Below are 13,436 nucleotides of genomic sequence, written 5' to 3'. Positions count from 1 at the left end.
TGCTAACCCCCGAGGCCGAGCTGTTCGCTGTAGAACAGGCCGAGACCGAACATGCAGCAGACGGCCGAGAGCAGCCAGAACCGGATGATGACCGTGGTCTCCGCCCAGCCCGCGAGTTCGAAGTGGTGATGGAACGGGGCCATCCGGAACAGCCGCCGCCTGGTCGTGCGGAACACCGCGATCTGCGCGACCACCGAGATCATCTCGACCATGAACAGACCGCCGATGACGATGGCGAGCAGTTCGGTGCGGGTGGTCATCGACAGACCGGCGACGAGGCCACCGAGGGCCAGCGAACCGGTGTCACCCATGAAGATCTTCGCCGGGGCCGCGTTCCACCAGAGGAACCCGACGCAGGCGCCGGTCGCCGCCGCGGCCACCACGGCCAGGTCCAGCGGGTCACGGACGTCGTAGCAGGCGGCCTGCGGGGTGACCGCGCACGAGAGGCGGGTCTGCCAGAAGGCGATGACGACGTAGGTCGCCAGCACCATCGCCGCGGTGCCGCCGGCGAGGCCGTCGAGGCCGTCGGTGAAGTTCACCGCGTTCGACCAGCCCGAGATGACGATGTAGCAGAAGATCACGAAGAACACCGACGGGAAGGTGATCAGCGCGAGGTCCCGCACGTAGGACAGGCTCTCCGAGGCGGGCGTCAGGCCTTCGCCGTTGGGGAACCGCAGCGCCAGAACCGCGAAGACGATCGTGACCACCAGCTGGCCGACCAGTTTCGCGGTCTTGTTCAGCCCGAGGTTGCGCTGCTTGCGGATCTTGATGAAGTCGTCGAGGAACCCGACGAGTCCGAGGCCCACCGCCAGGAAAAGGACCAGCAGCCCCGAGGCGGACGGGCCGCCGGTGCCGTTGCCGCCGCTGAGCGAGCTGATCAGATGCGCCACGAAATACCCGACGACCATCGCGATGATGATCGCGACACCACCCATCGTCGGGGTACCGCGTTTGGATTTGTGTCCCTGCGGTCCTTCCTCCCGGATCTCCTGGCCGAAGCCCTGCCGGGAGAACACCCGGATCAGATAGGGAGTGAGGAGGATGGAGACCAGCAGGCCCGCCGCGGCCGCGATCAGGATGCTGATCACGCGTCACCACCGTTCGAGCGTTCTTGAGAGGGGGAAGGGGGTACTACAGGGGTTTCGACGATCGTTCCGGGGGAGGCGAGCACGGCATCGGCCACCCGCCACAGCGCGGCGGCTTTGGAGGCCTTCACCAGCACCACGTCCCCCGCGCGGAGCTGATCATGCAGCAGGGCGATGGCGGCCTCGACGTCGGGTACCAGTACCGACTCCTCGCCCCAGGAGCCCTCCTGCTGGGCACCCTGATGCGTGGCCGCGGCGGCTTGGCCGATGACCACGAGCTTGTCGATGTTGAGCCGGACGACGAGCCTGCCGATGCCGTCGTGCGCCGCGACCGAGTTCTCGCCGAGGTCGCCCATCACGCCGAGCACGGCCCAGGAACGGCGGTTCGCGCTCATCGACGCGAGCGCCTTGAGGGCGGCCCGCATCGACTCGGGGCTGGCGTTGAACGAATCGTTGAGCACCGTGACGCCGTCGGCCCGGGTGGTGACCTCCATGCGGCGGTCCGAGCGCCGTTCGAGGCTCGACAGGCGGGCCGCGACCTCCTCGACCGTCGAGCCCATTTCCAGCGCCACGGCGGCCGCGCTGAGCGCGTTGCCGACGTGGTGCTCGCCGTAGAGCGGCAGTTTCACCGGCGCTTCGCCGTCCGGGGTGACCAGGCGGAACGACGCGCGCGCTTCCCCGTCGAGGGTGATGTCGGCGGCGCGGACCTGCGCGGACGCGCTCTCGCCGACGAAAACCACCCGCGCGGTCGTGCGGCTCGCCATCGCCGCGACGTACGGGTCGTCGAGGTTCAGGATCGCGACGCCGCCGTCCTCCGCGCTCGGCAGCGCCTCCACGAGCTCGCCCTTGCCCTTGGCGATGCCCTCGCGCGAGCCGAACTCGCCCACGTGCGCGGTGCCGACGTTGAGCACGACGCCGATCCGCGGCGGTGCGATGGCCGCCAGTTCGGCGATGTGGCCGGGCCCGCGGGCGGACAGCTCCAGCACGAGCTGCCGGGTCGTGTCGTCGGCCCGCAGCGCCGTCCAGGGGTGGCCCAGCTCGTTGTTGAACGATCCCGGCGGTGCCACCGTCGGGCCGAGCGGTTCCAGCAGCTGGGCGATGATGTCCTTGGTGGAGGTCTTGCCCGCCGAACCGGTGACCCCGACGACGGTCAGGTGGTCGCCGGCGAGCTTCTGGATCACGTGCCGGGCGAGCTTGGCGAGCGCGGCCAGCACCGCGGCGCCCGCTCCGTCCTTGTCCGAGACCAGCGCGAACGCCCGTTCGTGCGTGGCACCGGCGGCCGGCGGCACGATCACGGCCGGGCCGTCGACCTCCCTGGCCGCGAGCACCGCGACGGCGCCGGACTCGATTGCCTGCGCGGCGAAGTCATGGCCGTCGACCTTCGCCCCGGGCAGCGCGACGAACAGACCGCCGGGCGTGATCTCGCGGGTGTCGAATTCGACGCTTCCGGTGACCTCGGCGGTCCCGTCGGTCCGATGCAGCCTGCCGCCGACAATGGCGGCGATCTCGGCCAGGCTGAGCACGATCACTCTGTCTCCAGACGTCTGCGGATGGCGGAGGCCAGCTCTTCCCGGTCGGAGAACGGGTGCACGACACCCTGGACCTCCTGGCCGGTCTCGTGGCCCTTGCCCGCGATGAGCACGATGTCACCGGGCTGGGCGAGCTCGACCGCGTGGACGATGGCTTCCCGGCGGTCGGCGATCTCGACGATCTCGCCGCCCAAGGCGGGCCCGGCGTTGCGGGCACCGGCCAGCATCGCCGCCCGGATCGCGGCCGGATCCTCCGAACGCGGGTTGTCGTCGGTCACGATCAGCACTTCGCTGCGCCGGACCGCCGCCTCGCCCATCATCGGGCGCTTCGCGGTGTCACGGTCCCCGCCGCAGCCGAGGACGGTGATGATCCGGCCCTCGGTGCGGGCGCGCAGCGCGTCGAGCCCCTGCGCCACCGCGGCGGGCTTGTGCGCGTAGTCCACGACGGCGGTGAACGGCTGGCCGAGGTACACCCGCTCCATCCGGCCCGGCACCTCGACCGAGGCGAGCCCGGCGACGATCGCTTCGAGCGGGACACCGGCGGTGTTGAGGATCGCGGCCGCGAGCACGGCGTTCGCCACGTTGAACGCACCCGGCAGCGGGATCATCGCCGACGCGGCGAGCCCGTCGGGTCCGTGGAGGGTGAAGGTCTGCTCCCCCGCCGGGGTGGGTGTCAGGTCGGTGGCGCGCCAAAGCGCGTCCGTTCCCGGCTCGGCGGACACGGTCACCGTGTGCGGGGTGAGGAGTGCGTGGCCCCAGGCGCTGTCGACGACGACCACCTCGGCGGTGGACCGGCCGTCGAACAGCAGCGACTTGGCGGCGAAATACTCCTCCATGTCCTTGTGGAAGTCCAGGTGATCCTGGGAGAGGTTCGTGAAGGCCCCGACCGCGAAGCGCGTGCCGTTGACCCGGCCCAGCGACAGCGCGTGGCTGGAGACCTCCATCGGGACATGCGTCACCCCGCGCTCCACCATCACCGCGAGGAGGGCCTGCAGATCCGGCGCCTCGGGGGTGGTGAACCCGCTGGCCAGCCGCTCGCCCGCGATCCGGGTCTCGACCGTGCCGATCAGCCCGGTGGTCAACCCGGCCGCCTTGAGCCCGGCGTCGACCAGGTACGACGTCGTGGTCTTGCCCGACGTCCCGGTGATCCCGAGGACGGAAAGCTCCAGCGACGGCTCGCCGTAGATCCAGGCGGCGATCTCGCCGAGGGCGGCACGCGGGTCCGGATGCACCAGGATCGGCACGCCGGCGTCGCGGAGCACCGGGAGCTCGGCGCCGGCCTCGTCGGTGAGCACGGCGGCCGCGCCGGCGGCGATGGCCTGGTCGCTGAAGTCCGCGCCGTGGGCACGGGCGCCGGGAAGCGCGGCGAAAAGGTCACCGGGGAGGACGTGCTGCGCGCGCAGCGTGCTGCCCGTGACCGTCAGCTCGGCCGCGGCCGGATAGTCGTCGCCACCCACCACGAGCCGGGCTCCCGCCCTGGCGAGCAGCGTGCCCAGCGGCATCGGCTCGATCCTGGCCGGACGAGGGGGTGCGGCGACGGCCTTGACCGGGCTGTCCGGGACCTGGGCAGCCGTCGCGCCGGACCCGCTTTCGACGGCGGGACCGCTGCGGGGATCTGAAGTAGGCACCGACACAGCCAAGGAGGTTACCGGCGCGGCATTCGGGTGACCGAAGCGGTGCGGTGTGTGCACGCGACGATCACGCCCGTGGTAATGGGTTTCGTGAGCTCTCCTTGGCACGCAAGGGCTTCCGACTGTCGCTTGAGGACAGCGGGGCTCGACGTGCCCAGCCTTTCCGCACGGTACTCGGCGCGGAAGCCCGTTTACACACAGCGACAAGTCACGGTGCTGGGCCGGTGCGCCGTGTGAAGGCCCCCTTCCCTCGGCTCAGCCGGAGAAACGCGCCCTTCACACCTTCCCGAGTACATGAAGGCCCCCTTCACTGCGTCTAGCGCAAGGAAGGGGTCCTTCACGTACTTCAGGGTGCCGGAGCGGGGTGGGCCGGGTTGGTGACTGGATGGACGACACGCGTGTCCATCCGGACGACTCGCGGCGGAACTCGGGTCACGTCGGAGTGTCGTCCGATCAGTCACGCGTGTCGTCTGTCGGAGCACAGTGTCGTCCATCCAGTCGCGCGGAACCGACTCGAACCCGAATCGCCACTCACGACCGCCCGAACCACAGCCCGGCGTGAGGCGAGGGCCTCCTTCCCTACCCTGAGAGTAGGGAAGGAGGCCCTCACGGACCTGCGATCCCGGCTCGCTGGTCGTAGGTACCTAGAAGACGGTCGGCCCTAATCCGAAACGCGTGTCACGTCAGGAGAGCACCAGCGGGACCTGGGGCGACGGGCCGTCCGAAAGCGGGATCTGGAACCGCTGCGCCAGGTACGCGGCCACGGAGTGGAACAGCGGCGCGGCCGAGAGTCCTTGCTGCAGGGTGGCGTCCGGGGCGTCGAGCCGGATGCCGACCACGAACCGCGGGTTGTCGGCGGGCAGGATCCCGGCGAAGGTGATGTTGTACAAGTGGTTGCTGTACGTCTTCGTCTGCGGGTCGACCTGCTGGCCGGTGCCCGTTTTGCCCGAGATCTGATAGCCCTCCAGCGCCGCCTTCGGCCCGGTGCCGCTCTGCTGCCCGCGGCCCTTCTGTGTGACGGCGCGCATCATCTCGCGCACGGTCTTCGCCGCCTGGGGGCTGATGACCTGGACGGTCTTCGGCGCCGGTTCGGGAACGAGTGTCCCGTCCGGGTTGACCTTCGCCTTGACCACGCGGGGTTCCACGCGGAGCCCGTCGTTCGCGATGGCCTGGTACATCCCGGCCATCTGCACGACCGTCATCGAAAGCCCCTGCCCGATCGGCAGGTTCCCGAAGGTCGTGGCCGACCACTGGTTGCGCGGCGGGACGACGCCCGGGCTCTCGCCGGGGAGGCCGAGCCCCGTGCGCTGGCCGAGGCCGAACTTCTTGAGCAGGTCCGCGTACCGGTCCTCGCCGAGCTTCTGCGCCAGCAACAGGGTTCCGACGTTCGACGACTTCGCGAAGATGCCGGTGGTGGTGAACTGCTGCGTGCCGTGATGCCAGGCGTCCTTGACGATCTTGTCCGCGACCTGCAGCGAACCCGGCACCGCCTGCGCCGACTCCGGCGTCGTGATGCCCGCGTCGATCGCGCCCGCGGCGGTGACGATCTTGTTCACCGAACCGGGTTCGAACGGCGTGGTCACCGCGCGGTTGTTCAGGTTCTCCGTCTCACTGCGCGAAGCCGGATCGTTGAGGTTGACGGTCTTGTCGTTGGCCAGCGCGTAGACCTCGCCGGTCTTCGAGTCCATGATGACCGCCTGGCCGCCCTTGGCCTTCGACTTGGCGACGTACTCGCTCAGCTGCCGCTGCAGTTCGTACTGCAGGTCGGTGTCGATCGTGAGCTGCAGATCCGAACCGGGGACGGCGTTCTGGATGTCCCGTTCGGTGCCGGGGATGACAAGGTTGTCGTTGCCGTTCCGGGTGTTGACGATCTTGCGGCCCGGCGTTCCGGCGAGGTCGTTGTCGCGCGAGGCCTCGAGACCGTAACCACCGTGCAGGTTGTGCTTGGAGACGTCCTGGTCGTCGGTGCGCCAGTTCGCGTAGCCGACGATGTTCGCGCCCACCGAGTCACCGGGGTACTCCCGCTTCGAGCGCTTCTCGACGCTGATCCACGGGTATTCCTTGACGATCGCTTCGGCGACCGACGGTTCGATGTCGTGGACCAGGTACGTGAACCCGTCGGGCTTGTGGAACTTGTCCAGCAGTTCCTTCTCGGTGATCACCCCTGGTAGCTTGGCCGCGATGAGCTTCGCCGCGCCCGCCACCTCGGTCTCGAAGTTCTTGCCCTTGGTCGGGTTCTTCGCGGCGAAGTCGTTCATCGTCTTGTGGAGCCAGTTCAGGCTCACCGCGAGCGTCCGCACCTCGACACTGAACGCGATCTTCGTCCCGTTGCGGTCCAGGATGGACCCGCGCTGCGCGGGACTTTCGATCACCGACGTCCGCTGCCGTTCCGCCGCCTCGGACAGCGCGCCCGCCTCGAACCACTGCACCTGCACCAGTTTGAGGCCGGCGAGCACCATCACGACGATCAGCAGGATCCGGACGCCGGTGAACCGGCTCGGGTTTCCGCCGTTGCCCCGCCGCGCGGTGGCACGGCGGGTCCCGGCGGCGTAGGTCCGCCGCGCGCTGCCCGCCGACCGCGCCCTGGCCTGCGCCGGACGGCCGGGCGACATCACTGACCTCCCTGCGCCGGGGCCGCCGCGTTCTCCTGCGGTACCGCGGGCTGGTCGCCCTCGTACGGAGTGCCCTGCTGCGTGCCCTCGGCGGGCGGAGGCGACGTCGAGTCGGGCGTGGTGGCGGGCGCGTCGGCTTCGGCCTTCTTCGGCTCACCGACCACAGTGGACTGTCCATCCGGGCCGACCACGATATGCGCGGGGTCGCCGCCGGGCACCATGCCCAGTTCCCTGGCCTTGGGTGCCAGCGATGCGGGCGACTCGGCCTTCGCGACCTCGCGCTGCAGCCGTTCTTTCGCCTCGGCGAGCCCGGCGTTGGTCGTGCGGAGTTGTTCGAGCCGGTACGAATCGGCGATGGCCTGCGTGGTCAGCCACAGCGTGCACGCCACGCCGACGGCCAGCATGCCCATCATCATCAGCACGAACGACGCGCGCGAACGCGGCCAGCGCAGCTTGAGCTTCTTCGGCTCTTCCCTGCCCGCGCCGCTTTCGGCGTCGGGACGGTTGCGTTGCTGGTCTCGCTGCAGCAGGTCGGCGCGCTGGGCGCGGCGGGCGTAGGCGCGTTCGGCGGCCGACGTGCGGCCGCGGGAGGCGCGAGTGGAAGTCGTGGTCTCGGTGGCGTCCGTCGTCTCGTCGACCGTGCTGGTCGCGCGGGCACGCCGTCCGGGCGCCGGTGTCCGGCGGCCGCGGGACTTCGCGGGAGCGGTCATCGTGCTCGGTCTCCGATCCGTTCGGCGGCTCGCAGCCGCACGGAGGCGGCCCGTGTGTTCTGTTCGGTCTCCGCCTCGCCGGCCTTCTCGGCCCCTCTGGTGAGCAGTTTCAGTTCCGGGCCGTGGCCCGGCAGTTCCACCGGAAGCCCTTCCGGCGTCCGGGATTTCGCCAGTTCCGCGAAGGCCTGCTTGACCAGCCTGTCCTCGAGGGACTGATAGGACTCCACGACGATCCGGCCGCCGACGGCGAGGCAGGACAGTGCTCGCGGCATCGCCCGCCGCAGCACCTCCAGTTCACCGTTGACCTCGATCCGCAACGCCTGGAACGTGCGCTTCGCCGGATGCCCGCCGGTGCGCCTGCTCGCCGCGGGGACCGCGTCGTACAGCAGTTCCACCAGCCGCCCGCTGCGCGTGAAGGGTTCCTTCTCCCGTTCCGTCACAACGGCTTTGACGATCCGCTTGGCGAAGCGTTCCTCGCCGTAGTCGCGCAGGATCCGGATCAGCTCGCCGGGGGCGTAGGTGTTGAGCACGTCGGCCGCGGTGATCCCGGTGGTCGGGTCCATCCGCATGTCGAGCGGGGAATCCTTGGAGTAGGCGAAACCACGCTCGGCGCGGTCCAGCTGCATCGAGGAGACGCCGAGGTCGAACAGGATCCCGTCCACTCTGGACAGTCCGAGACCTTGCAGCGCGGACGGCATCTCGTCGTAGACGGCGTGCACGAAGTCGACACGATCACCGTGCGGCGCAAGCCGTTCCGCGGAGAGTTCCAGCGCGTTGGGGTCACGGTCGAGCGCGACGAGGCGCAGTCCGGGGAACGCGGTGAGCAGCGCGTCGGAGTGACCGCCGAGTCCGACGGTCGCGTCGACCAGCACGGCCTCGCGATCGGAGAAGACCGGCGCGAACAGCTCCACGATACGGTCGAGAAGCACCGGAACGTGCTCGTGTTCGTCTGCCATGTCTTCCCCCCTTTCCTGTAGTGCCGGGGAAGATGCCGGATGCCGTCAGGTCCCTGTCCGCCCGCCTGCTGACCTGGTACCGGGGAAGGTGTACCAGGGCCACTGAGCGGACAGAGGCCTCACGGCATCCGTGTGGACGGTTCCCGGCGTGTCCGAAGCATGAACCCGCGCCCCCCGACGGCGTGGGTGCTTCCTCGGTCACGTCTAGAAGACGCCCGGCAGAACTTCCTCTCGAGCCTTCGCGTAGCTGTCCTCGTGTTCGTCCAGGTAGCCCTGCCACGCTTGGGCGTCCCAGATCTCCAGCCTGGTGATCGCCCCGATCACCACGCACTCCTTGTTCAGCCCGGCATAGCGTCGGAGCTCGGACGCGATCGCGATACGTCCTTGCCCGTCCGGGCGTTGCTCGTCCGTCCCGGCGAAGAGATAACGCTGGTAGGCCCGGACCGCCTCGTTCGTGAACGGGGCGTCGGCGACCTTCCTCGCCATCTGCTCGAACTCGGCCCGGGGAAAGACGAAGAGACAGTGATCCTGTCCCTTGGTGACCATCAGCCCACCGGCGAGCGCGTCGCGGAACTTCGCGGGCAGCGTGAGCCGCCCTTTGTCGTCCAGTTTCGGGGTGTGGGTGCCGAGGAACACCGGCTCCACCTCCCTACCGATCCCGGCTGCGAACAACCAAGCTCGGCCACGGGGCTCCCTTCTGCCCCACTGCGCACCACCGTACCCCACTTTTCACCACAGTCAACGCGTCAAAAGCCGCGACCACTCCGTCGTGTCAGACGTTTTCGCTGGTCAGCCAGGTGGGGCCAGGTGGGGGCGTGGTGGGGGACGGTGGCCAAGATCCCCCTCGGCGGGTATCGAAGCAACCTCATTCATGCCTGATGCGTCCGGATATCGGCCGCCGGAACCCTGCTGTGGGGCGAAATGGGGGCGAAAGTGGGGAATCCGGTAGAGAGCGGTGGGGACACTGTGGAGGGTGACGACGTCGGTTCATCCGATGACATGTCGACAAAGGACCCTCCGGGTCCGCGGGTGCGCCCAATGTGGCATTGGGGACACTCAGCGTCTCCAATGCCACATTGGGCGCACCGAAACCTCGCGAGCCCGTAGCGGCCGGACCCGAGGTCAGCGGTCCGGGTCCAGCAGCGAAGCGAGACGCGCGGCCAGCCGCGGACCGTCCACAGGGGACACAGTGACCCAAGCCTGCCCGCCGCGGCCCTCGGTCCGCGCCGCGCAGTACGCGCCGACGTCGGTGTCGAACCAGGTCAGCCCGCCGGCCCGGTGCGCGCGGCCGTCGCGGTCGCGGGTCCGCACGGTGAACTGGCCCGCGCTGTAAACCGGCCGGGCCTGGATCGCGAGCACCTCGCGCAGCTGACCGTCCGAGGCCGACGAGCGTCCGCCGTCGCCGAACACCGGATCCTCCAGGTCACCGCCGAAGCGCGCGGCGGGCAGGCTGATCCCGTAGCCGGGGCCGGGCCGCAGCTCGGGCAGGACGTCGACGATCGCGGCGAACACCTCGCCGTCGCCGATCCCGGAAAGCGCGATGGTCTGTTCCGGCTGGGTGGCCAGTACGCCGTGCCGTCCGCGCGCGGCCGCGACCGCGCGGAACGGGGCTTCGGCGGTCATGTCGGCCAAAGCCTCGCATTCGACGTAGACCTCGGCGCGGGCGAGCAGGTCCAGCCGCGCTTCGAGGGCGGCGTCGAGCCGGTCCCCGTCATAAAGGCCTCGTTCGGTGAGGTTTTCGTAGACCGCGTCGCGGATCTCCGTGCGTTCCGCTTCCGTGGCGCCGACGCTGCGGACGGACAGCGGCCAGGGCGGGGCCGCGTGTCCCAGGTCGGACCAGAGGACGTCGAACGCCGACGCGGAAACGCGGATCAAGACCGCCCCAGCTCGGGCGGCTTCCCGAAGGAGACCTGCGGAGTCAGCGAACGCAGTGAGGCATCGCGGGTGTTCATGACGTCGACGGCCTTGCGCCGGGCCTCTTCGGCTTCCGCGTGCTTGGCCTCCATCTCGTCGGCGAGGGCGGCGAGGAGCGCGAGGTTCCCGCGGGCGGCGGCGCCGCGGATCATCGCGCCCGGGTCGTAGTCCACCGGCGGCGGCATGTCGGCGCGGGCCCGCGCGGCCGCCTCGGCCTGTCCGGCGACGGCCTTCCCGAGCGCGGACGAGAGGTCCGCCGACCAGGCCAGCCAGCCGGACGCCTTGGCCAGCACGCCGCGGAGCGCGTCGCCCGCTTCCCCGCGCCAGTTCTCTTCGCTGCTGCCGACCAGTCCGGCGAGCTCCGACGTGGCGTCGTTCATACGCCGGGCGAGCGCGTCCCAGGCGGCGCCGATGCCGCCCGCCGCCTCGGGGTCGTTGCCCGCTTCGACTTCGGCGGCCAGCGCCTCGTGGCTGTAGGCCTCGTACCGCGTGGCCGCGACCGGAACCTCACGTCCCGGCGTCTCTCCTTCAGACACGACACCTTCTCCTCAGTATCCGGTGGTGAACCCGCGTCCGCGATCGCGTCGACAGGACGCTGCCTCGTCAGACCTCTCACGTTCACGGGCCAGGGCGCCCTGCCACCTCGATAGAGGGGCCTTCGGCCGGGCGGGTTCACGCGACATGTCCATCTCCCGAGTTCATCCTCAGCTCCGCTGACCAGCCCTAAGGCAGTTTGGGTTCGGCCAATCCCGCCACCTTCACCGCGCGCTCGCAGGCGAGCGGGGTGTCGGTGAAGTTCGTGTTGCTCACGTCGATCTGGACGCTCGCCTTCTCCCCCATGCCGAGCAGGACCGCGCAGGTCCCGTCCGCGGCCTTCTTGTCGGCGACCTTGAGCGCGTCCCGGCCGCCGACCTTGGTCTTGGTGGCGGTCTTGCGCGCGACTTCGAGGTCCGTCAGGCCGTTGCGCTCGTCCACGGTGATGGTGACGCCGAAGGTCGCGGGCACCGTCCAGTCGCAGGCGCGGGCACCGTTGATCTCCTTCGCGACGCCGAGCACGTTGATCCCGGCCGTCGACCGGTCCTGCGGGCCGAGCAGCGCGCACGGGTCCACCCCGCGATCCGGCGCGGGCGCCGAAGACGAAGGAGCCGGGCCGTCGGCGGCGGGCGGAATCTTCGCCTGGCCCGCGGCCCCTTGCCCGCAGGCGGACACTGTCATGACGGCGAGCGCGCCGAGGGCGAGAAGAGGAAGGCGGGAGCTCATGGGTTCAGCCGCCGACACAGTCCACGTCCGCCGCCGCTTGTTCATCCTGTCGGGTGTACCGGGCCAGAGCCTTCTCGATCCGGTTCTTGAGCGCCTCGAGTTCCCTGCCGAACGCCGTCAGCGCCTCGACCGCGGAGCCTTCGGCGCCGATCCCGTATTGCGCCATGAACTTGCCGACCTCGTCCGCGTATCCCCCGCCGAGGGGAACCGTGCGGCCGAGGACCTTCGCCTCGCGGACCATCTGGCCGACCACGTCTTGCAGGGCGGAGATCTTCGCGTGGGCGTCGGCTGCCAGCTCCGGCGCGACCGCGAATCCGCTCAGGTCGAACCGGGGCTTGGCGGTGCTCACCTCGCTCATATGCGATTACGCCTCTCCGTAGTCGAGCGACCTCGCACCGGAGCATACGACAAAACCCGGCGTCAGCGGGAGCACCCGAAAACGCGCTCACCTCACCCGATCGAGGTAAAGTCTCCGGTTGCACAGAGTCATCGACTGGGGTTGACGGGGTTCCCCCCAAGAGTTCGCCCGAGTTTGACACACTTCGTGGGAGGCTGACCGCTGCCCGGGGCATCGCCCGGGCGTTGAAAAGCTGGCCTTCAGCAGACCCAGCGGACATCCAGCCACGCGGCATCAGGAGGTCGAGTGACGTCGAGAATCCAGTCTGCGACGCCCGGCGAACAGCAGGGTGAGCAGGCAACCGGGCAAGCGCCGTATCCCACGGCCGCCGGCTCGGTCAGCGGCCGGCAGAACGGCCGTGCGAGCAGAGCTTCGCTCGACGAACTGCACGAGACCGCGCGGCGGATCGCCGCCAACGTGGAGCGGGTACTGGTCGGCAAACCCGACGTCATCCGCATCGCGCTCGTGACCCTGCTCGCCGAAGGCCACCTCCTCGTCGAGGACGTCCCCGGGGTCGGCAAGACCTCGCTGGCGAAGGCTCTCGCCCGCTCGATCGACTGCACCGTCAGCCGGATCCAGTTCACCCCCGACCTGTTGCCCAGCGACGTCACCGGGGTGTCCATCTACAACCGGCAGAGCGGCGGGTTCGAGTTCCGGCCCGGTCCGGTGTTCGCGAACATCGTGGTCGGCGACGAGATCAACCGCGCCTCGCCGAAGACGCAGTCGGCGCTGCTCGAATGCATGGAAGAGCACCAGGTCACCGTCGACACCTCGACGTACCACCTCGAAGAGCCGTTCATGGTGATCGCCACCCAGAACCCCATCGAGATGGAGGGCACCTACGCGCTGCCCGAGGCCCAGCGGGACCGGTTCACCGCGCGGGTGTCCATCGGCTACCCCGACCAGCAGGCCGAGCTGGCCATGGTCGACGAGCACGCCGGGCACAACCCGCTCGCCGATCTCGAGCCCGTTTCCGACCGCGAGTCGGTGCAGCGGCTGATCGAGACGGTGCGGGCGGTGCACATGTCGCCGGAGATCCGCAAGTACGCCGTCGAGCTGGTGTCCGCGACCCGTCAGGTGCCGGAGATCCGCCTCGGCGCCTCGCCGCGGGCGACCCTGCAGCTGGTCCGCGCCTCCCGCGCGCAGGCCGCGCTGTCCGGCCGCGAGTTCGTCGTCCCGGACGATCTGCACACGGTCGCGGTCCCGGTGCTGGCGCATCGCATGGTGCTCACCACGGAGGCGCACGCGGCTCGCCGTTCGGCCACCGACGTGGTCCGCGCGATCCTGCACCGCGTTCCCGTCCCGCAGGGCTCGAACCACCGCTGAGAGAAAAAGAGACACA

The 13,436-nt window shown here is 69.7% G+C and carries 12 protein-coding genes; 1 reads left to right on the top strand and 11 read right to left on the bottom strand.

Features of this window, described 5'->3' with window-relative positions:
• Window positions 1-2 precede the first annotated feature (2 nt).
• The 11 genes from mraY to DMH03_RS19315 form a co-directional block, all read right to left on the bottom strand.
• Complete coding sequence (gene mraY, locus DMH03_RS19365; protein ID WP_125793411.1) at window positions 3-1,088, bottom strand: phospho-N-acetylmuramoyl-pentapeptide-transferase; 1,086 nt, start codon at window positions 1,086-1,088, stop codon at window positions 3-5.
• Complete coding sequence (murF, locus tag DMH03_RS19360; protein WP_125793410.1) at window positions 1,085-2,614, bottom strand: UDP-N-acetylmuramoyl-tripeptide--D-alanyl-D-alanine ligase; 1,530 nt, start codon at window positions 2,612-2,614, stop codon at window positions 1,085-1,087. Before murF ends, mraY begins: the two co-directional genes overlap by 4 nt.
• A complete protein-coding gene (locus DMH03_RS19355) occupies window positions 2,611-4,116 on the bottom strand; it encodes a UDP-N-acetylmuramoyl-L-alanyl-D-glutamate--2,6-diaminopimelate ligase (RefSeq protein ID WP_125793985.1) in 1,506 nt (501 codons plus the stop codon). Before DMH03_RS19355 ends, murF begins: the two co-directional genes overlap by 4 nt.
• Window positions 4,117-4,928: 812 nt before the next feature.
• Window positions 4,929-6,857, bottom strand: coding sequence for a penicillin-binding protein 2 (locus tag DMH03_RS19350; protein ID WP_125793409.1), 1,929 nt, complete (start codon window positions 6,855-6,857; stop codon window positions 4,929-4,931).
• Window positions 6,857-7,567 carry a hypothetical protein gene (locus DMH03_RS19345; RefSeq protein ID WP_125793408.1) on the bottom strand — a complete coding sequence of 237 codons (711 nt, stop codon included), beginning with the start codon at window positions 7,565-7,567 and terminating at the stop codon, window positions 6,857-6,859. Before DMH03_RS19345 ends, DMH03_RS19350 begins: the two co-directional genes overlap by 1 nt.
• Complete coding sequence (gene rsmH, locus DMH03_RS19340; protein ID WP_125793407.1) at window positions 7,564-8,523, bottom strand: 16S rRNA (cytosine(1402)-N(4))-methyltransferase RsmH; 960 nt, start codon at window positions 8,521-8,523, stop codon at window positions 7,564-7,566. Before rsmH ends, DMH03_RS19345 begins: the two co-directional genes overlap by 4 nt.
• Before the next feature lie 204 nt (window positions 8,524-8,727).
• On the bottom strand, window positions 8,728-9,159 hold the full coding sequence (gene mraZ / locus DMH03_RS19335) for a division/cell wall cluster transcriptional repressor MraZ (RefSeq protein WP_005156436.1): 432 nt from the start codon (window positions 9,157-9,159) through the stop codon (window positions 8,728-8,730).
• 486 nt (window positions 9,160-9,645) lie between these two features.
• Entirely contained in the window at window positions 9,646-10,398 is a 753-nt protein-coding gene (locus DMH03_RS19330; protein WP_125793406.1) for an ESX secretion-associated protein EspG, read from the bottom strand.
• A complete protein-coding gene (locus DMH03_RS19325) occupies window positions 10,395-10,973 on the bottom strand; it encodes a PPE domain-containing protein (RefSeq protein WP_125793405.1) in 579 nt (192 codons plus the stop codon). The genes DMH03_RS19330 and DMH03_RS19325 overlap by 4 nt, the downstream gene beginning before the upstream one ends.
• A gap of 187 nt (window positions 10,974-11,160) precedes the next feature.
• Window positions 11,161-11,697, bottom strand: coding sequence for a DUF3558 domain-containing protein (locus DMH03_RS19320; protein ID WP_199748936.1), 537 nt, complete (start codon window positions 11,695-11,697; stop codon window positions 11,161-11,163).
• A gap of 4 nt (window positions 11,698-11,701) precedes the next feature.
• Window positions 11,702-12,055 (bottom strand): hypothetical protein, encoded by a 354-nt coding sequence (locus tag DMH03_RS19315; protein WP_125793404.1) that lies wholly within the window; start codon window positions 12,053-12,055, stop codon window positions 11,702-11,704.
• 285 nt (window positions 12,056-12,340) lie between these two features.
• Here DMH03_RS19315 and DMH03_RS19310 point away from each other — a divergent pair, with 285 nt between their 5' ends.
• Window positions 12,341-13,420 carry a MoxR family ATPase gene (locus DMH03_RS19310; protein WP_199748935.1) on the top strand — a complete coding sequence of 360 codons (1,080 nt, stop codon included), beginning with the start codon at window positions 12,341-12,343 and terminating at the stop codon, window positions 13,418-13,420.
• Window positions 13,421-13,436 lie beyond the last annotated feature (16 nt).

The organism is Amycolatopsis sp. WAC 01376 (assembly GCF_003947415.1).
Taxonomy (GTDB): Bacteria; Actinomycetota; Actinomycetes; order Mycobacteriales; family Pseudonocardiaceae; genus Amycolatopsis.
Note: the sequence above shows the minus strand (reverse complement) of the source record. Positions and strands in the feature narration are given on the sequence as shown.